The sequence below is a fragment of the Hymenobacter telluris genome (assembly GCF_017313265.1).
Taxonomy (GTDB): Bacteria; Bacteroidota; Bacteroidia; order Cytophagales; family Hymenobacteraceae; genus Hymenobacter; species Hymenobacter telluris.
The window spans coordinates 170,235-189,768 of the sequence record NZ_JAFLQZ010000002.1 but is presented as its reverse complement, the minus strand read 5'-3'; the positions used below and the strand labels follow the sequence as shown (position 1 = coordinate 189,768).

Sequence of the window (19,534 nt, the reverse complement as noted above, 5' to 3'; positions counted from 1 at the left end):
TCGGCGTTGCTAAGCCTGTTTAGTTGGACCAATCAAACAGCGCGGACGCCGAGACGCGAAGTGTCGCGTCTCTACACCGTTCTTTTTTTACTTACGATTTCAGTTCTAGCACCAGCAGCAAGGCATTATTGCTTAGGGCTTCCAGTTCTATTTCATCGGTTTCCCACAAAGCTAGGCTGTCTTTCTCGTGCAGCAACCGGCCTTCTGCTTCAAAGGCCCCGGCCAGCACGTAAGCGAAGAACGACGACTTCCGTGGCAGTTGATACACCACTTCCTGGCGGCCCGCAAACCGGCCTAAATACACCGAGAAAGGCACGGGCATTGACGCCTGTTGAGGAGCAGCCGCTTCCGCAAGCTGTCCGCCGGAGCTAGATAGCCCAAACACGTATTGCTGGCTGCTGATGGTTGTCACTGGTGCATTGGTCTGTACCCAGAGGTGCAGAAAGGTCACCAACTCGCTGGCGTACGGGTTGCGCAACCTAATAGTGCTGCCGGCCGGTACAGTTAGCAAGTGCATAGTCTCCACTTCCACTACTGCGTTTTCCTGAGTGGGTAAGCTTACCAGCAACTCACCCGTTACCGGAATCAACAAGACGTGCGTGTCTCGGTCGGCTCTAAATTCCAAGTGTTGGCCGCCGCCCAAGGTTTCTTCATTCACTGCGTGCAGCCTTCCGAAAGGCGCCTTGTGCTCGTGCGCATAGCCACCGAAATTGAACGTGCTGTACCGCCGAAACCGGCTGGTTTCCGTCAGGCCCCGCTGGTCGGCCAGAAATATCTTGCCGGGTGTTTGCTTGATCATGATAGTAAGCAGTAGGTGTTCAGTAATAAGTACTAAGACGCGGGTAGCAAGCCGCGACTAGTACGCTGCTGATGTAGCAGCGTACTAGTCGCGGCTTGCTACTCAATACTCTAAACCGCCACGTTCAGCGTAATGGCCAGCTCGAACCCGGCCGAGGTGCTGCCCGTGACGGTAGCCAGTTCCTGCGTTACTCCGTCGCTGAACACGTTGTCGGAGGCGTTGTAGGTGTAGCCGTTCATGCCTTTGGCGTAGCCATTCACGGCGGCCACCGCCGAGCCGGTGCCTTCGGGGAAGGCTATCTGGGTGACTTTGAGCGAGGTGCCGCTGGCCGAGTAGATGTGCACATGAATGTGGGTGGCGCGGCCCGAATACCAACCGGGGAAAATGCTGGTAAACGTCACGAGGCCGTTGGCATCGGTGATTTGGCGGCCGCGCAGAAAGTGTACGCTCTGGTAGTTGGTGGCCTGCATGCCGGTGCCGCCGTACTCGGAGTAGTTGCCTTCGGCATCACAATGCCAGATATCTACCAGTGCCCCCGACAGCACGGCGCAGCTGTTATTGGCGTTTTTGATGGTGATTTTCACCGTCATCGGGTGGCCGGTTTTGCCATCCACGATGTTGCTGCGCACGTAGCTGGCCGGCACTTTGGTGGGGAAGGGCCCTTCCGTTTCGGTGGGGGCTACGGTGCAGCTGCCGGAGCTGGTAGAGTCGGTGCTGGGGGCTACGGTTTCGTCGTCTTTGCCGCAGGCGGCCAGCAAGGCCGGGGCCGACATGGCGCCTACCAACAGGCTTTTGAGGAAGTGCTTTCTTTCCATGGGAACAGGTGGGCTAGTGGGGTTGCTAATTCAATACCTGAATTTCGCCCCCTCTTCCAGCTTCTTTCCAGCCCAATCGACAACCACGGATTTTACATCGACAGATTCCTTATCTGCTTTGAAAATCCAGAGGTGCTGCTTCTGCGTGGGCGTACTTCAGCACGCGCTACAGCCGGATACTGAACGCCAGCGGCTCGATTACCAGCTGCTGGGTGTAGGTATCGAGCACCACACGCACGCCGGCTTCCAGAGGGGTGCGCAGGCGCAGCACATTGAACAGCACCGACGTATCGAGGCCCACGTTGCGGTAGTCGCGCGCGCCGGATACGCCCACGCTCCGGCCCTGCGCTACATCCAGGAAGCCGTTGGCCCGCAGGCGCTGCACGTACAGCCAGCGCCCAATGCTCCAGTGGGTATAGGCCAGCGGCAGGTAGTAATCCACGGAAGCCGCCCGCAGCCTGTCGAAGCTCACGTAGCCTTCGCCCCTCGGAAACGACACGGCCGCCGCAAACTGGTACTGGCGCTGCTGCTGCCACTGGTAGCCGGCCCGCAGCCGCAGGGCGTGGTGCTTGCCTATGCCCGGCAGAAACGCGCTGCCCTGCCCCGCCCACTGCCGGGCTTGCAGGTTGGTACCGAAGGGGGTGAGGCGCGAGGTAAGCAGCAACGAGCCACCCCAGCGCGGCGCCACGTCGCGGGCACTCAGGCGCAGCTGCCGCACGTAGCTGAGCGTGGTTTGCAGGGCGTGTACGGGCAGGTTGGGGCCGGGCTCGGAACGGAAGCGCACCGGCAAATCGTAGTCGTACACCCGCTCGTGCAGGTAGTAGCTGCTCAGCGTCAGGGCTTCCAGATATTTCGAGCGGGTGAGCGTGAGCGGCAGCCGCAAACCGGCCGTGAGGCGGGCGTAGCGCCACTGGTCGCGCCGTAGGCTGTCGAGGGCCTGGTTCCGCAGTCGGTCGATGTAGCGGGCGGCGTTGCGGCCGCCGTAGGTGAGGTCGGCATCAAACACCGGATACTGGCCCTGGTAGCTGAAGCCGCCAAACGCCGCCGCCGTGCGCTCCGCCTGGTCGTAGCTGACCCCGGCAATGGCTTGCGTGGTACTCAGCACATCCTGCGACCTAACACCCACACTCACGCTGTTGCCGGCTGGGCTCTGCACCACCCCCCAACTGAATACATTGAAAGCGTTGCGCAACACCGAATATGGCTGCGTAGGGTAGCGGCGCGTGGTATCGGGGGCAGTAGCGGCGGCTAGCACCGGCACTGTGCAGGCGGCACCAGGCTCCTGCGCGGCCAGCGCCTCGGCATACGGCCCCGAAACGGCGCTGGTAGCCGGTGGCACGGGCCGCCAAGTAGTGGGTTCGAGCGGCATTTCCACTACCCGCGCCCCGGTAGCCCGGTACTCGTGGAACACCAGCCGCCTCCCGTCCGGCGACGGTGCTGCGTGGTATGCTCCCAACGGCCGCGACGTGACCTGGTAGGTCTGGCCGGTGCCGGTGTGCACGGCGTACACGTTGTCGATACCCGACTGCGGCGAGTTGTAAAGTACGTACTCGCCCCAGGGCTGCGGGTTGGAGAGGTTGACGTTGGCAACGGGCAGCAGGGCGCGCACGGCCCCAGTTGCGGGGTTGAGCAGCTCGATGGTTTTGCCGGCCGGCTTCAGCGCCACCGCCACTAGCTGTTGCCCGTCAGGCATCCAGCGGGGCTGCGCGTAGAAGGTATTTGGGGGGTTGGGCAAGGTGGTGAGCACGGCGCCGGTGCCGGCATCGAGCACCGACAGGGCGTGGTGGTAGCTGGAATCGGTTTCGAAGGCCACCACCCGGCTGCCATCCGGCGACAAGCTGGCCGCCGTGTAGCGGTGGCGCTGGCCCAGGCGCGCCACTTCGCCGGTGCGCGGGTCCAGCACCTTTAGCTCGCTGTACACCCGCTGCCGCCAGCGCGCGTCAAACCGGTACTCGGGCCACAGCAGCTTGCCACCACCCACGGCCAGCATTTCCGGCAAATTCAACGGGCCGGGCACGTACAGCTTCCGCTCCCGGCCAGTGGCTGTGGATAGCACCACAAACTGCGCAATGTCGCCGAGGCCGGACTTGAGGGCTACTACGGTGGTATCGGTAAGGTACTGGGGGTATTGGTACTCGGTGAACACCCGACCCTGGTACTGCCCGAGTAGCTCCCGCGCCGCGGTGGGTTGCAGTTCCCGCTGCTGCACCTGCCACGTCGAGTCCAGGTCGGCCATGGTGCGGGCGTAGAGCTGTTCCACGCGCAAACCAGTGGTGCGGCGCAGGTGGTCGGAAAACGAAAACGGGTAGAACGGAAACCGGTTGTAGCCAGTCAGGGCCCGGTCCCACACGTCGGGGCCGTAGTGGGTTTTGGCGTAGGACGTCAGGTAGTAGCCCAGCACGTACCAGTTGGGCACATAGTCGCGCAAGGAGCCGTTGTTGGCTTTCTGGTAGTTGAAGCGCAAGCCCGCCAGCCGGTTGGCGCGCATGCCCACCCCAAACGACGGAATCCGGCCCCGGCCACTGCGGGTAAGGGCCGTTTCGGTACCCACGGCGTCGCCCTCGAAAAACCACTGCGGTATGCCCACGGCTGCCACGCCCAGCGCCCCATCGCCCAGCAACGGCCCCAGCAACCGCCCAATACCGTACCGCCCCTTCTCGAACTGCCCAACGTGCCGGTACTCGTGCACCACCAGTTGGTTGAGCCAATCCACCGTACCAAGGCCCATGCCTTGCTCGGGCGTGGCGAAAAACTCGGCGTGCCGGGGCAGAAACGTGACAAACCCGTTGCTGACACTGGTGCGGGTCTGGAGCACCACCGCAATTGGGCGGGGCCGCACGCCTAGCGTAGCCGCGCCCGGCCCGTGCACTTGCTCTAGCTGCTGCGCGGTGCGCTGAGCGGCGGCCTCGAACCCCGCCGGGTACAGCACCCGAAAGTGCGGGGTGTGCACCTGCTGCCAGCGCAACGAAGGCGGGTTTTGGTCGAGAACCGGGAGAGTTTGGGCCTGGCCTGCCCCCAACGAGAGAGCCGCCGTGGCAGTCAGCAGAAACTTGCGCATAGAAGAACAGACAGCCTGCAAGAAACCGAAAACCCCGCCCAAAATAAAGCCCGCCCCACGTGGCGCGGGGCGGGCTTGCTGTTCTAACGGATAGCGTTACTTTTTCAGCACGATGTTGACCACCTTGCCGGGGCCATTCACCACGAATTTGCAGTCGTTGAAATCGGGGGCGGCTAGCGTGGGGCGCACGTTGTTGGAAAAAGCGTACGGCTCGGTCGGGATGCCCACGAAATTCTTGTCCAGCTTGTCGTTATTGTTGGTGTCCTGCGTAATAGCCACGGCCCACTCGCCGTTAGGCAGCGTGATGGGCAGCGTAATCTGCTGCTGCCCGCCCGGCTGAATGGCCCGCATGAACGCATAGCCGCCGTGCTGCAAAAACTTGTCGCGCACGTTGTAGAAATACAGCTTCACCACTGAACTCGTGGAAACCAGCGCCGATACTACCACGGTAACCGAAGAAGTGCCCGTTGGATTGTCGCCGGCGGCCAGGGCCGGGACGGCTAGTAGCGCGCTACCAGCGGCCATCAGAAAAGTGCGCTGTAGTGTGTTCATAAACGGAATTCGGTGCTGGTTCGAAAGAAGTAAGAGCTTAACTGCGCTTCGGCGGTAAAAGTGCCGACACGATGAAAAGCCAATATAGCCTTATTGCCGGAATCCTGCATTCATTGGAGGGCGCTTTTTCAGTTGCTGCCTAAACGGTAGGCATTGCGCTTTCATTATTATATATAGTTTTTATTGTTTTTAAGACCGAGAATGAGTTGGTTAAGGAGCCTTTTCGAGCGTTTCACTAACTGTTCCGTATGCAAATCCGACGCACAGCCGGCCGCTTGGCCCGTGGGTGGTACTACTGCCGTAAGTAGCGCCACCTTCTTTTGTGCAATACCTCTTCCGCCCTGTTTCACAGGACGCCAGGACTCGTCTCCCTTATACAATCTGCATTACAACTGGTGGCACGTGTGTTTCAAGCATCACACTGCGCTTTATACCATACTACTCACTATCGGGGTCTTCCAACTGGGCCGTGTGGCAGATTTCATCAACCAGCATTTCGATGTGGTGCGCATCGGTGGTTGGGTTGAGTATCCAGTTGTTTAGGGCCTGGCAATATACCCGCAGCATTTCGGCGCTGCCTGTTGCTGCCACCTGTTCCCGGTGGAAATCTTTCATCCAGGTAGCTACCTTCTCGCGCACCCGAGGGTCGGCGAGGGAGGTATCCGGTGAGAGTGGAAGCGGCCTAAACTTTGACATAACCAATAATAAGTAGAATTATATAGTAATTACGATAAAATATATAAAAGAGTTAATGGTAATATTACGATACGTTCAAGTGCAGCGCTTATACCCGTCACATTTGCTTTAGCCACGCAGCAGCAGTATCGAGGCTGTCAAAGGTGAGAATGAGAGGCCGATTGGTGTGCTGAAGCGTAAGGTCGGTGGAGAGGCGGCTATACACGTTAGGCGAATACACCCAAGCAAAATACTCTAAGCCGGCATCGGCCATGGCCGGAAACCACACGTGTCCGCCCCACTCTGCCGCGTCCGACCACATCGTCATTACGCGGCGGTTGTCGTTAAGCACTTTGTGGCACCGCTCGTCGCGCAGGCATTCCAGCATTTGCAGGCAGCCGGTTTGCACGGTTTCCATATCCTGCTCACTGGCCCAATCCACATAGAGCCATTCGTTTATGTAATCGTAGGTAATAGTAAGGTGTGGAGTTTGCACAAGTATGCGTTGGGCCATGAGGTGGGTTGCAGCAAGCGGATGACAGATGGACGAGGTGTAAGTAAGCGAGAAATACAACCTACTTACTCAGATACAATTTCTTGACAAGGAACGAGACTACCTGGTCAGATTGTTACATAGCACGTCCGATACCCGTCAAGTTTCGTACATCAACCGTCGTTTTTCTTTACGCACTCTTCATTTTCCCATGTCGTTTTTGAAATTGAAATCTTACCTAATGGGCTTGCTGCTACTCACCATGGCGTGCAGCCAGCAGCGCCCCGCCGATGCCCAAACTCTTTCGCGCTCCACGGCGGGCGGCATGCCCACGGCTGCGCAGGCGCAAGGCCTGGCGGTAGCCACGTTTGCGGGTGGCTGCTTTTGGTGCACCGAGGAAATATTTGAGGAACTGAAGGGGGTGAAATACGTGGTATCGGGCTACTCGGGCGGCAAAGAGGCCAATCCCACCTACGAGCAGGTGGGTAGCGGCCAAACTAGCCACGCCGAAAGCTTTGAAGTGTACTACGATGCCAAGCAAATCAGCTACCAGCAGTTGCTCGACGTGTTTTTCCTGGCCGGCCACGACCCAACTACCCTCAACCGCCAAGGCCCTGATGCCGGCCCGCAGTATCGCTCCATTGCGTTTTACCGCACCCCACAAGAAAAGCAGTTGATTGAGGCCACCATCAAGCGCGTCAACGCGTCCAAGCACTACCCGAACCCCATCGTGACGCAGGTGCTGCCGTTCAGCAAGTTCTGGCCCGCCGAAAACTACCACCAGGGCTACTACCGCATCCACCCCGAAAACCCGTATATCCAGTCGGTATCCACCCCCAAGATTGCCAAGTTTCGGAAGGCGTATCCGCAGCTGCTCAAGAACCCGCTGTAGCCTTGCTACCGCCAGCACCTGCGCTGGTTTGCTCTTTTATAAAAGGGCCCGGCGGGCGTCGATTCTTAACGGAGTTGGCGCCCACTGGGCTCTTGGCTTTTCTGAATCTCAACAGTAGAAAATACCGGCATTTAATCTCTAGCTGAACTAGTTAGTGAAGTTCCGGCCAGGCTCTTACCTTGGGGGTAAAAGCCGGGAGCACATGCTGCTCTGCGCGCACTGCGTCCATGACCGATTTGCCTGACTTCCAGCTACTTTTTGATGCCTTGCCGGCTCCTTGTTTGGCGCTATTGCCGCACAACCAAACGGTAGTGGCAGTTAATGCAGCGGCGCAGGCCTTGGTGGGTTGCTCCGGCCCATTGCTGGGCCGGGCGGCCATCGAGCTATTCGGGGTTGAGGGTGGGCCTCTTGCCTGGGACGCCGCCGTGGCCGCCGTGCAAAATACCAAGCAGCCCAGTCAGCTACCGGTATATCTACGCTTGCCCGCCGAGCTTGGCCAAGTGGCCCCGCGGGTGATGCACCTTACCCTCACTCCGGTTTGGGCTGGCTCGGAGCTAGGTGCGCCGTTGCGGTACTTGCTCTGCCAGCTTCAGGAGTACCAGCCAACCGCCTCAGTGGTAGCTGCCGCCCGCCCTATGCTGGAGCAAGAGCAATTTCTGTTTCTGGCCGATTTGATTCCGCAGCTGGTGTGGATAGCCAACGCCGCCGGCCGCTACCAGTACTTCAGTGCCCGCTGGATGGCCTACACCGGCCAGTCGTTGGCTAACGCCGATATTCCGGGCTTGTGGCGGTCCATGACTCACCCCGACGACCAGCCGCGGGTGCGGGCCCGGTGGCGCCATTCGCTGAGCACCGGGGAGCCCTATGAAATGGAGCACCGCTTTCGGGCCCAGGATGGCTCGTTCCGGTGGTTTCTGAGCCAGGCCCTGCCCCAGCGCGATGCTACCGGCCAGATTGTGCGCTGGTTTGGCACCAGCACCGACATCGACGACCAGAAGCGCACCCGCCAGCTACTCGAAGAAAAAGACCAGCAGCTGCAAGAAATTCTGAGCCAGGTACCCGCCTACATTGCCACGCTCATTGGCCCCAACCACGTGTACCACTACGTAAACGAGCGGGCTCAGCAGCTGTTTCGGGGGCAGGCACGCGTGGGGTTGCCCGCTGCCCAGGCCGCGCCCGAGCTGGTGGAACAAGGCTTCATTGACCTTATTGATGAAGTGTACCGCACCGGGGAGCCGATTGTGCTGCATGAGGTGCCGTTTCAGTCGCCTGCTCCGGAAGCCGCGCGGCAGCAGTGGTTTTTCAACGGCGTATTTCAGCCCCTGCTCAACGAGCAAAACCACACCAAGGGAATTCTGGTCTTCGGCATTGATGTAACCGAACAAGTGCAGGCCAAGCAGCAGGCCGCCGAGCTGCTGGAAGAAATCCGGCAGCAGGACCAAGAGTTTCGGCAGGCGCTGGAAGGGCTGCCCACCATGGCCTGGGTATCGAGGCCCGATGGCGGCGTGACGTACTACAACCAACGCTGGTACGATTTCACGGGCGGCACGTTCGAGGAGCTGCAGGAATGGGGCTGGGAGCAGTTCATTCACCCCCACGACCTGCCCAACACCCTGCACCGCTGGCAGCTTGCTTTGGAGCAGGGTACCCGTTTCGAGGCCGAGCACCGCTGGCGCGACCAGCACGGGCAGTACCGCTGGTTTCTGGCCCGCGCCGAAGCCATCCGCCGCCCCGATGGCCGCATTCTGCGCTGGCTGGGCACCAATACCGATGTACACGAGGAACGCGAATTGCGCGAGCAGCTGCAAGCCCAGAATGCCGAGCTGCTGCGCAGCAACCAGAGCCTCGATAACTTTGTGTACACCACCTCACACGATTTGCGCCAGCCCCTGAACAACATGACGGGCATCTTCGAAGAGCTGCGGCACACCACCCAGTTCCGCGACCCGCAGTCTGCCCAGCTGGTTGGCATGTTCGAGCGCACACTCCAGCAACTGTACGCCACCATCAACGGCTTATCGGAGTTGGTGCAGGTGCAAAAGCAGCGCGAATACGTGGCTACGGAACTGGTGGCACTGGCCGACCTGACGGCGGAAGTGCTGCTTAGCATTCAGGAGCAATTGGTTGCTTCCGGCGCCACAGTCACTACCGATTTTGAGGCAGCTCCGGTAGTGCTGTTTGTACGGCCCAGCTTGCACAGCATCCTTTATAATCTGCTCAGCAATGCCCTCAAGTACGCCGCCCCCAACCGCCCCCCTCGCATCCGGGTAAGCAGCGCATTGCTTGCCGGTAATCTGGTGCTTACAATACAAGACAACGGCCTTGGCATCGACCTAGCGCGGTTTGGCACCCAGCTGTTTCAGCTGTTCCGCCGCTTCCACAGCCATGTAGAAGGCTCCGGCATGGGGCTCTACATCGTCAACCGCATTGCGCAGGGCCACGGCGGCCGCGTGGAAGTGGACAGCATCGTGGGCGAAGGCAGCACGTTCCGGGTGTACCTGCCGGAGGCAGCGGAGACGGTGGCTGGGTAGCCAGGCAGGCTAGATAATTCCAATGCTTCTCTTGCAGCCACAGTTTCAGGCTGTAGCATTAAGCTCAATCAATTCTCGATATTACTTGGGACGTTCATATACTTCTTCCTCAATTCTATATCCGGCTCGCTAATCCTGCTACCCCGCCTGAATAACCTCTGGCTCAGTTGAGGCAAGAGCTTTTTCGAAATACGTATCGTTTCAATTCTTGCCTTATTCAGTATGCGTCCTATACTTTATCCTTCTATACTGCTGGCTGCTTTGCTTGGCCTAAGCCAGTGCAAGCAAGACGCCCCCAGCCCGCTCAGCCAGTTGCCGCCTGCTACCCAGACTGGGGCCAATACCTTCGGCTGCTTGGTTAACGGCAAGCCGTGGACCCCACAGGGCTATAGTGGCGCCGCCAACTATAGCGTGTCTTATGACCGGGTTTCAACCGGCGGCGTCCTCGATGTGCGTGCTTACCGCATCTATGGAAGTACCACCACTGAATCTCAATACATTGTTTTGTTCGGCGCATAGCAGGGTTGGGTAGCTATTCTCTCCGCAACCCACAGGACACCAAGGCTAGTTATGACGATGTAAAATCCAACTGTTATTGGAGTACAAACGACAGTGCCACCACCTACCGCCGGGGCACACTTACCATCACGCGCCTAGACCTGACAGCGGGTATCATCTCCGGCACGTTCGATTTCACGCTCTACAAGCCCGGCTGCAACTCCATCCGCGTCACGGATGGGCGTTTCGACTACCAACTGTAAACCTTAAGGCCGGAAGCCAATAGCAGTAGTGGCGGCGGAAACATTTCGGCGGGGCGGTGTATTTTGGGCGTCTGTTCCACTGCCCCCCGACTTTCCGTATGGCTCTGCCCACTATAGTTTCCAAGCTGCCCGACGTGGGCACCAGCATTTTCTCGGTGATGACGCAGCTGGCCCAGGAGTGCGGCGCCATCAATCTGGCCCAGGGCTTCCCTGATTATGACCCGCCGCTGGCGCTGCAAGAGGCCCTGACCCGCCACGCCCGCACCGCCGGCCACCACCAATACGCGCCCATGCCCGGCCTGCCTCGTTTGCGCGAGGCCATTGCCGCCAAAACCGCCCGCGTGTACGGTGTGCCCGCCCCCGATCCGGCCACCGAAATAACCGTTACCTGCGGCGCCACCGAGGCCCTGTATGCTGTGCTGGCCGCCGTAGTCCACCCCGGTGATGAGGTGCTGGTGCTGGAGCCAGCCTACGACCTGTACGGCCCGGCCATCCGGCTGCAAGGCGGCGTGCCCGTGTACGTGCCGCTCACTTCGCCCACCTTCCGCCCCGACTGGGACCGGGTACGTGCCGCTCTCACGCCCCGCACCCGCCTGATCATGCTCAACTCGCCGCACAACCCGAGCGGCGCGGTCCTCTCCGCTGCCGACCTCGATACGCTAGCTGACATCCTGGCCGACACCAACATCTTGGTGCTCAGCGACGAAGTGTACGAGCACATGGTATTTGATGGGCAGCCGCATGGCAGCGTGCTGCAACAACCGGCGCTGCGGGAGCGGGCTTTCGTGCTGTCGTCGTTCGGTAAAACCTACCACGCCACCGGCTGGAAGGTGGGCTACTGCGTGGCCCCGCCGGCCCTGACGGCCGAGGTGCGCCGGGTGCATCAGTTCCTCACCTTTGCCGTGAGCACACCTACCCAGCACGCCCTTGCCGACGTGCTGGCCGCCGACCCCACCCACGACCAGCAGCTACCCGCTTTCTACCAGCCCAAGCGCGACCTGTTTCGGGAGTTGCTGGCTGAGTCGCGCTTCGAGTTGCTGCCGGTACCCGGCGGCTACTTTCAGCTGGCCCGCTACGCCCGCATTTCCACGGAGCCCGACGTGGCCTTTGCCCAGCGCCTAACCCGTGAGGCAGGCGTGGCCGTGGTGCCCGTGTCGGCGTTCTACCACAACGGCCACGACGAAGGCCTGATCCGGTTTTGTTTTGCCAAGCAGGATACCACGCTACGGGCCGCCGCCGAGCGGCTGCGCCTCCTTTAAGAACACTCCGCACGCGTGCGTATCAAGCCCTTAGCAATACCGCCTTTCTGGCAAGCTGAAGGTTGATTTCTGATGTTCTGCTGACGACAATCTGTTGCCTGCCGCACCGGAAATTATTTTAGGCTAGCATAACTCTTTTCTGCTGTCAACCGTCTTATATTTCTTAATAGAAATACCGCGCTTCTCCTACCTTCCTATTGCCCTACCATTGTGTCTGACTTAACTGTATCCTTCGTGCAGGCTTCTCTGCAGTGGCACGATCCCACCGCCAACCGCGCTGAGCTACAGCGGCATATCGACGAAATTTCTTTATCTCCCGACCTGATTGTATTGCCCGAAATGTTCACCACGGGCTTCAGCATGGAAGCTACCAAGCTAGCCGAACCCATGGATGGCCCCACGGTAGCATGGCTGCAAGAGTTGGCGGCGGCTCGCAAAGCCGTAATCACTGGCAGCATCATCATCAAGGAGGAAGGCCATTACTACAACCGTCTGCTCTGGGTGCGGCCTGATGGCAGCCTAAGCTACTACAACAAGCGCCACCTGTTCACGATGGCCAACGAGCAGCACACCTACACCGCCGGCACCGAACGGTTGATTGAAGAATGGCGCGGCTGGCGCATCTGCCCGCTGGTGTGCTACGATTTGCGCTTTCCGGTATGGAGCCGCAACTCTGCCACCCAACCCTACGATTTGCTGCTGTACGTAGCCAACTGGCCCGCTGCCCGCCGCACCGCCTGGATGACGCTGCTGCGCGCCCGCGCCATTGAAAACGTGGCGTACACGATGGGCGTAAACTGTGTGGGTATTGATGGCAACAGCCTCGCCTACTCCGGCGACTCGGCGCTGCTGGATATGCGCGGCGAGTACTTGGTAGAAGTAGGCAACCAGGAAACCGGCATCACCCGCTCCTTACGCCACGCCGACCTCGTGGCGTTCCGGGAGCGGTTTCCGGCCCTGCACGATGCCGACCCCTTCGAGCTAACGCAGTTGGTGAAATAGTGAGGTGGTGAACTGGTGAGTTTGATGTTCAACCCGCACATACTACGCATTTGGCGCAAGCGGAACATCAAACTCACCAGTTCACCACCTCACTATTTCACCTCTAAGCGCTGCACGCCTAGCTGGCCATCATTGGTTTCGCAGCGCACAATGTAGAGGCCAGCCGCCAAGCCGCGCAAATCCAGCTGATGCTGGCGAGCGGGCGTTGCTACGGTGCGCACTACACGGCCGGTGAGGTCGAAGAGAGTGAGGCGCACTGGGCGCGGTGCTTCCACGGTGGTAGTGGTTGTGGCCGGGTTAGGATACAGCGAGAGGGCCAGGTTTTGAGAAGCCCCACGGGTGCTCAGCACCCGGTTGCGGGTGGCCGCGGCCAGTACGCCCCCGCTTTCCATGCCAATGAACAGTTCTGGTGCGCCATCCCCATTCACGTCGGCCGCGGCCAGCGTGATGTGGTTCTGGTCCCGAATGCCTAACTGACCATCATTATAGGTGGCAAGCAGCGTGTTGTAGAACAGGCTGGTGCGGTCCAGGAAGATACCGCTCTGCGCCCGAATGTTACCGAACATACGAATCTGGCCGCTGACATCCACGGTGAGCAGGTCGGGGGCGCCGTCTCCGTCAAAATCGGCTACCACGGGGCACAGATTAATCGGGCGGGTGTTGGTAGCGGTCCGAATCTGGCCGTAATCAGAGTTGGTTATCACGAAGGCTGTTTCCAGGGTGCTGCTGCCGTTGTTGCGGTAGTAGCGCAGGCTTTGGCCGGCGGGCAGGTCAGTGCGGTTGGTGTTGGTGCCGTAGAGCAAGTCCACGAACCCGTCGTTATCCACATCGAAGAAAGCAGCCGTATCAAACTGGCTGTTGGGCAAGTTGCTGATGGAGCGCAGCGTGGTGGTATTGAAACTGGCCGGCATCCCAGGTGCCGCCTGGTTGAGCGTAAACCGCAGAAACCCATCCCGACCGTAGGTTTCGTAGCCAGTAAACGCCAGATCCATGGCGCCGTCGCGGTTCAGATCCACTGCTACTGGTTGCAGGCGGGCATACTTCTTGGCGGCCAGGTTCAGGTAATCGTTGGTGACGAGCTTGTAGATGGGGCGGCTAGCCGTACCAACGTTGCGGTAGTGCGCCAACGACGCCGTGAACAAGGTGCCTACGTCGTGGCGAGTACCGGCCACCAGCATGTCTTTTAGCCCGTCGCCATCCACGTCCAGAAACGTGGTGCTGGCCAGCGAGCTGGTTTCAATCATGTCGCGCTGCAAGAAATCGTTCTGCCGGAACTGGAAATTGGTTGCGGCACCCGTGCCCGCATTTTCGTAGTACCACACCGAGCGGCGGGTTTCAATGGTGTCGAGGTTGTCATACACGGCGGGCGCTACCAGCAGGTCGCGGCGGCCGTCGAAGTTGACATCCACGTGGTAACCGGTAGCAAAGTTGGGGACGCGGGCGGGCGTGGTTCCGAACGGAAAGGCGTTGCTGATATTGGCATCCGTAAACGCCTCTTGGGCGCTGGTTCCTTGGTTGGTGAACGAGGTCAGCTGGGTGCAGAAATCACGCCCTACCAGCAAATCCTTGTCGCCGTCGCCGTCGAAGTCCAGCACCGTTACGTTGCTGCCCGAGCTGTGCTGCGTACCCGTTGGTCGGCAAAGCGAGCCATTGAAAATATTATAGGAGCCGCAGGTACTCAGGCAGGATTGAATGTTTCCCCACGCCGTAGACGCCACCCGAAACTGCAAGCCCCCGCACGTTGGACTTACGTTGCGGTAATAGGTGATGTACTTAAGCGTAGACCAATCATAAATCAGAATATCCACCTTACCGTCGCCATCAATATCCTCAATAGCAGGCAGATGGTTACCCGTATCAATGTTTACCTGGTTGGCACCGATAAGCGCCGTTACTACAGCAGTAACCCGCTGAAATGTAGGCAGCCCGTTGGCACCGGCCACGTTGCGGTACACCTGAATATCCACTTCACTGTCGCCATTGGTGAACAGGTCGGGGCGGCCGTCGCAGTCGTAGTCGCGCAATAGGGCCCAGCCGTGCATGCCCGTCGGGAACAGCACCTCGTAGTCGGGGGCGTATTGCCACTGGCGGCCCCCGGCCGGGTTGGCCACGTTCAGGTAGGTCTGCACGCGCCGCAGCCGCCGGTCATAAATAAACAAGTCCTGCTGCCCGTCGGCATTCAGGTCGATGTTGGAAAACTGCGGCGAGTCGAGGCCACCGGCCCAGGCATGGCGCAGGGTATCGGTACCTTGCACTACTTTTGCCACCGACCGAAGCTCGAAGCCGAATGCCGTAGACTGTGCCACAGCCGAGTGCGTGCCTATGTAACTGCCCAGTAAAGCGCAAGTGAACAGGAAACGTGAAATCATAGAAGGCATCGTTGCTTTTCGGTAGAACACAAGAATTTACGTCTAAGTTACTACAAACATCATGCAAGATATAGCGGCCCTCTACGAGCAGTTTCGTGCCAGTGCCTCCGTCAGCACCGATTCGCGGCAGCCGCAGATGGACACTCTGTTTTTTGCCCTCAACGGTCCTTCGTTTCGCGGAGCCGACTTTGCCGCTCAGGCCCTGGCCCAGGGCGCCCGCCACGCCGTAGTCGACGATGCCGCCCTGGCCGCCACCGCCCCTGCCCGCTACACCTACGTGCCTGACCCGCTGCTGGCGCTGCAAGAGCTGGCCCGCTACCACCGCCGGCAACTTACTATGCCGGTGCTGGCTGTTACCGGCTCGAACGGCAAGACCACCACCAAAGAACTGATTAACAGCGTACTGAGCCGGCGCTTTCGGGTGCAGTACACCCGCGGCAACCTCAACAACCACATTGGGGTGCCCCTCACGTTGCTTGGTATCCGCCCCGATGAGCACGAGCTGGCCATTGTGGAAATGGGCGCCAACCACCAAGGCGAAATTGCGCTGCTCAGCAGTATTGCCGAGCCCACCCACGGTTTGATTACCAACATCGGCAAGGCGCACCTCGAAGGCTTTGGCGGCCAGGAGGGCATTGCCAAAGGCAAAGCCGAGTTGTTTCAGTTTCTGGCCACAGCGGGCGGCACGGCCTTCGTGAACACGCTGGATGCGCGGCTGCCGGGCCTGGCGGAAGTGGTGCCGCAGCGCGTCAGCTACCCCGCCCCTACCGATACGTACCCCGCCACTTTCGTAGGAGCCACCCCCAACATCACGTTGCGCCTGGCAGATAATACACTGGTGGAGGCTCAGATTACCGGCGACTACAACTTCCCGAACCTGGCCGCCGCCGCCGCCGTGGGGCAGCATTTTGGGGTACATACCGCCGATATTGCGGCCGCGCTGGCCGAATACGCGCCCACCAACAACCGCTCCCAGCTGGTGCAAACCGGCCGCAACGAGGTTATTCTGGATGCTTATAACGCCAACCCCAGTAGCATGGCAGCGGCGTTGCGCAGCTTCGCGGCCCGCCCCGGCACCAGCAACGATAACAAAGTGGTGATACTAGGCGACATGTTCGAGCTGGGCGACGAAAGCGCCGGTGAACATGCGGAACTAGGTCATCTGCTAGCCGATTTGCCATTTGGCACGGTAGTACTGATTGGCCCGGAAATGCGCCTGGCTCATGCAGCTTTCGGTGGGGCAGCTCACTATTTCGCCACCAAGGCCGAAGTCGCCGACTGGCTGCAAGCCCAGGCGCTACAAGGCCGCCAGATTCTCATCAAAGGCTCCCGCGGCATGGGCCTGGAAACGCTGCTAACCCTCGTCTGAACCGCGGATTTTGCAGATTAATCGGATTACACGAATTTTGCGGACGATTATTAAGCTGTAAACCAGGCACATGATACGCCAGGCGTATAAAACGTGTAAAACAAAAGAAGGCTACCACTTGGCAGCCTTCTTTCGTTTTCAATCGTCACCGCAATCTGTTCAATCCGATTAATCTGCAAAATCCGCGGTTTAGAAAGGACTCTCGAAGCCTTGCAGGACGGGCAGGATTTGGTCTTTGTCGGACACTTTGGGGTCGTCGATGCCCCAGTTGATGCGGAGGCTGGGGTCTTTCCAGAGGATGCCGCCCTCGGCGCTGGGCTGGTAATAGCCGGAGCATTTGTAGAGAAACAGCGTGTCGTCTTCCAGGGCCACAAAGCCGTGCGCGAAGCCGACGGGCACGTACAGCATGTTGTAGCGCTGCGCATCCAGTTCCACCTGTAGGTGCTGGCCATAGGTGGCCGAGCCGCGGCGCAAATCCACGATGACGTCGAGGGCGCGGCCCTGGGCTACGCGCACCAGCTTGGCTTGCGCGTGGGGTGGCCGCTGAAAGTGCAGACCGCGCAATACCCCCTTATCGGAACGCGACTGGTTGTCCTGCACCCAGTTTTCCCGCACGCCTGCTTCCTCCATCACCCGGGCACTAAACGACTCGAAAAACGCCCCGCGGGCATCGCCAAAAACGCGGGGAATAAACTCCACGACGCCAGCTAAGGCATGTTGCTTGATTTCCATGCGGAAAGTGTATTGCTAGGTTGAGGTTGGCTTTTCGGGTGGCAAGTTAAGGCCTTTAGGCCATCCGCCTAATTACCTTTCTGCACGGCAGCCACTTCGCGCAGATACTTATCGAGCACGATTTGCTCGTCGAATTTGGTTTCGGCTAGCTGGCGGCCGGCCTGGCCCATGGCTTGCAGCTCGGGGCTGGAAAGCCCCAGGATGCGCAGCATTTTGTTGGCTAAGTCAGGGGCATTGCGCACTTCGCAGAGGTAGCCGTTCTGGCCATCCACCACGGTTTCGCGGCAGCCGGGTACATCGGTTGTTACAATGGGCTTGCCCATGGCGGCGGCTTCGAGCAGGGTCTTGGGCGTGCCTTCGCGGTAGGAAGGCAGCACCACGCAGTCGGCTTCGCGGATGTAGGCGGCCACGTCGTCGGTGGTACCCAAGTATTCGATGTGGCCGGCGGTGAGCCATTGCTCGAACACGGCCCGCTTCACACCCACGCCGCCGCTTTCATCAATGCCGCCCAGCAGCTGCACCCGTGTACCGGGCACGGCTTCGCGCACCAGGCGGGCCGCCTCGAAATATTCTTCCACGCCCTTCTCGTAGAGCACCCGCGCAATCATGAGGAACACAAACGGCTCCTGGCGCCGAAACGCGGCGGCGGGTTGGAACCGGCGCACATCTACCCCGGAGCCGGGCAGCACGTCGGTAATTTGGGCGCGCACCAGGCCGTGCTCCAGAAACAGCGCCCGGTCGTCGGCGTTCTGGAAAAACACTTTACGCGGGAAACGGAAGGCGTAGCGGTAGAGCTGCAACGCCACCCGGCTCACGAAGTTCTTCACAATGAACACCGTGCCTAGGCCCGACACGTTGTTGACGCTGGGGATACCTGCCAGCCGGGCCGCCAGCGCCCCATAAATGTTGGGCTTGATGGTGTAGTGCAGCACCACATCAGGTTGCTCGCGCCGGTAGATGGTATAGAAACGGCGGGTCAGCTGGGCGTCTTTGATGGGGTTGGTGCCCTTGTTTTCCATCAGGATGGGCACGTAGCGGCAGCCCAGCTCGGTTTGCAGCCGCTCGGAATACGCATCGGGGGGCGCAATAGCCAGTACCTCGTGGCCGGCGGCCTGCAAGGCAGTTACCAGGCTGCGCCGAAAATTCCAGATATTCCAGGAGGTGTTGATGACAATGGCAACGCGCACGGGCAGAAGGTGAAATGGTGAAGTGGTGAACTGGTGAGTTGCTGTTTCGGGGGCAAAGATAGGCAGGCAAACAGGCCCCGCCCGGTTATGTGCGGCAGCGGGTAGCGGGTGGCCCTAGTTGAAAAGTTGCTGGGTGAGGGCCTGTCAAGACAGAATATTTCCGTGCGCCGCCCGTTTTTTCCGGCCTTACCTTTGTTCACTGAAACGCGAATCTACTTTTCACCTCTTCACTTCTGCCCCTTTGCTTCTCCGCTTGCATGTGCTGGTTATACTGGCCTTTCTGCTGTTTTTCGCCGTTAAAGCTGCATTGTTGTTCCTGGGCCGTCAGGAAGCCCTGCGCCATCTGCGGGCCCGGACCCGCGTAGTCGATTCTTTATTGGGGTTCCTGATTCTGGCCACGGGTGGTTGGCTGCTGGCTACGTATCCTGGCAACATACCCGGCTGGCTCTGGACGAAGCTGGGTTTGGTGCTGGTACTGCTGCCGCTGGCTATTGCCGCCATGCGCCGCCAGTACAAGCCGGGCGTGGCCCTCACGCTGCTAGGATTTCTGTACGTGTATGGTGTAGCCGAAACCGGTAGCCTGACACTCCGGCGCCCAACCCGGCCCCTTGCCAGCCTGGCTGCCCCCGGCCTGCCCGAAGCCGTTGCCACGCCCGATGCCGCCCCACCCGTTGATACCCTCACCACCGACCCGGCCGGAATTTCCGAGGCGGAGGCTGCCGCCATATCCGCGGCTTCGGCCAGTGCCGCGCAGGCTTCGCCCCCGGCCGAGCCCGAGGTAGATGTGGCCCTGACCGAAGGCAAAGTGCTGTTCACTAAAAACTGCGCCGTATGCCATGGCTCCGACGGCAAGCTGGGGTTAAATGGTGCCCACGACCTCAGTAAAAGCAACCTCAATACCACTGGCCGCGTGTACATGGTGACGCAGGGCCTGGGCAAGATGCCGGGCTTCAAAGACCAACTCACGCCCGAGCAGATTCAGGCGGTAGTGGCGTATTCCCTGACGCTCAAGTAGCCTGTTGGCAATAGTCAGGCTATCC

17 protein-coding genes are annotated in these 19,534 nt (G+C 59.9%); 8 read left to right on the top strand and 9 right to left on the bottom strand.

Annotation, left to right across the window (positions count from 1 at the left end; translation table 11 throughout):
• Nucleotides 1–91 precede the first annotated feature (91 nt).
• The 6 genes from J0X19_RS03160 to J0X19_RS03135 form a co-directional block, all read right to left on the bottom strand.
• Nucleotides 92–799: a pirin family protein gene (locus tag J0X19_RS03160; protein ID WP_206981010.1), complete on the bottom strand. Its 708-nt coding sequence runs from the start codon at nucleotides 797–799 to the stop codon at nucleotides 92–94.
• A 110-nt stretch (nucleotides 800–909) separates the two neighbouring features.
• Complete coding sequence (locus tag J0X19_RS03155; protein WP_206981007.1) at nucleotides 910–1,614, bottom strand: dioxygenase family protein; 705 nt, start codon at nucleotides 1,612–1,614, stop codon at nucleotides 910–912.
• Nucleotides 1,615–1,780: 166 nt separating this feature from the next.
• Entirely contained in the window at nucleotides 1,781–4,672 is a 2,892-nt protein-coding gene (locus J0X19_RS03150) for a TolB family protein (protein WP_206981005.1), read from the bottom strand.
• A 96-nt stretch (nucleotides 4,673–4,768) separates the two neighbouring features.
• Nucleotides 4,769–5,224: a DUF2141 domain-containing protein gene (locus J0X19_RS03145; protein ID WP_242581928.1), complete on the bottom strand. Its 456-nt coding sequence runs from the start codon at nucleotides 5,222–5,224 to the stop codon at nucleotides 4,769–4,771.
• 438 nt (nucleotides 5,225–5,662) lie between these two features.
• Nucleotides 5,663–5,920: a hypothetical protein gene (locus J0X19_RS03140; RefSeq protein WP_206981002.1), complete on the bottom strand. Its 258-nt coding sequence runs from the start codon at nucleotides 5,918–5,920 to the stop codon at nucleotides 5,663–5,665.
• Between the two features lie 97 nt (nucleotides 5,921–6,017).
• Nucleotides 6,018–6,413 (bottom strand): hypothetical protein, encoded by a 396-nt coding sequence (locus tag J0X19_RS03135; RefSeq protein ID WP_206981000.1) that lies wholly within the window; start codon nucleotides 6,411–6,413, stop codon nucleotides 6,018–6,020.
• 190 nt (nucleotides 6,414–6,603) lie between these two features.
• On the opposite strand from J0X19_RS03135, the gene msrA reads away from it, so the two are divergent.
• The 6 genes from msrA to J0X19_RS03105 all read left to right on the top strand — a co-directional run bounded on the left by msrA (nucleotide 6,604) and on the right by J0X19_RS03105 (nucleotide 12,837).
• Entirely contained in the window at nucleotides 6,604–7,284 is a 681-nt protein-coding gene (gene msrA, locus J0X19_RS03130; protein WP_394369088.1) for a peptide-methionine (S)-S-oxide reductase MsrA, read from the top strand.
• 227 nt (nucleotides 7,285–7,511) lie between these two features.
• The gene (locus tag J0X19_RS03125) at nucleotides 7,512–9,815 is read left to right on the top strand and encodes a PAS domain-containing sensor histidine kinase (protein WP_206980998.1); all 2,304 of its coding nucleotides are present in this window, start codon (nucleotides 7,512–7,514) and stop codon (nucleotides 9,813–9,815) included.
• Nucleotides 9,816–10,037: 222 nt separating this feature from the next.
• A complete protein-coding gene (locus J0X19_RS03120; protein WP_206980992.1) occupies nucleotides 10,038–10,334 on the top strand; it encodes a hypothetical protein in 297 nt (98 codons plus the stop codon).
• 5 nt (nucleotides 10,335–10,339) lie between these two features.
• Entirely contained in the window at nucleotides 10,340–10,576 is a 237-nt protein-coding gene (locus J0X19_RS03115) for a DUF6252 family protein (RefSeq protein ID WP_206980991.1), read from the top strand.
• Nucleotides 10,577–10,674: 98 nt separating this feature from the next.
• A complete protein-coding gene (locus J0X19_RS03110; RefSeq protein ID WP_206980983.1) occupies nucleotides 10,675–11,835 on the top strand; it encodes a pyridoxal phosphate-dependent aminotransferase in 1,161 nt (386 codons plus the stop codon).
• 210 nt (nucleotides 11,836–12,045) lie between these two features.
• Nucleotides 12,046–12,837: an amidohydrolase gene (locus tag J0X19_RS03105; RefSeq protein WP_206980981.1), complete on the top strand. Its 792-nt coding sequence runs from the start codon at nucleotides 12,046–12,048 to the stop codon at nucleotides 12,835–12,837.
• A gap of 92 nt (nucleotides 12,838–12,929) precedes the next feature.
• On the opposite strand, the gene J0X19_RS03100 is transcribed toward J0X19_RS03105, so the two are convergent.
• Nucleotides 12,930–15,206, bottom strand: a complete 2,277-nt coding sequence (locus J0X19_RS03100) for an FG-GAP-like repeat-containing protein (RefSeq protein ID WP_206980979.1) — start codon at nucleotides 15,204–15,206, stop codon at nucleotides 12,930–12,932.
• A gap of 61 nt (nucleotides 15,207–15,267) precedes the next feature.
• Between J0X19_RS03100 and J0X19_RS03095 the strand changes: the two genes are divergently transcribed.
• On the top strand, nucleotides 15,268–16,575 hold the full coding sequence (locus J0X19_RS03095; protein ID WP_206980971.1) for a UDP-N-acetylmuramoyl-tripeptide--D-alanyl-D-alanine ligase: 1,308 nt from the start codon (nucleotides 15,268–15,270) through the stop codon (nucleotides 16,573–16,575).
• Nucleotides 16,576–16,764: 189 nt separating this feature from the next.
• On the opposite strand, the gene rfbC is transcribed toward J0X19_RS03095, so the two are convergent.
• Together rfbC and J0X19_RS03085 are read right to left on the bottom strand one after the other, a co-directional pair.
• Complete coding sequence (gene rfbC / locus J0X19_RS03090; RefSeq protein ID WP_206980969.1) at nucleotides 16,765–17,307, bottom strand: dTDP-4-dehydrorhamnose 3,5-epimerase; 543 nt, start codon at nucleotides 17,305–17,307, stop codon at nucleotides 16,765–16,767.
• A 68-nt stretch (nucleotides 17,308–17,375) separates the two neighbouring features.
• Entirely contained in the window at nucleotides 17,376–18,494 is a 1,119-nt protein-coding gene (locus J0X19_RS03085; RefSeq protein WP_206980968.1) for a glycosyltransferase family 4 protein, read from the bottom strand.
• A 259-nt stretch (nucleotides 18,495–18,753) separates the two neighbouring features.
• Here J0X19_RS03085 and J0X19_RS03080 point away from each other — a divergent pair, with 259 nt between their 5' ends.
• On the top strand, nucleotides 18,754–19,509 hold the full coding sequence (locus tag J0X19_RS03080) for a c-type cytochrome (RefSeq protein ID WP_206980967.1): 756 nt from the start codon (nucleotides 18,754–18,756) through the stop codon (nucleotides 19,507–19,509).
• Nucleotides 19,510–19,534 lie beyond the last annotated feature (25 nt).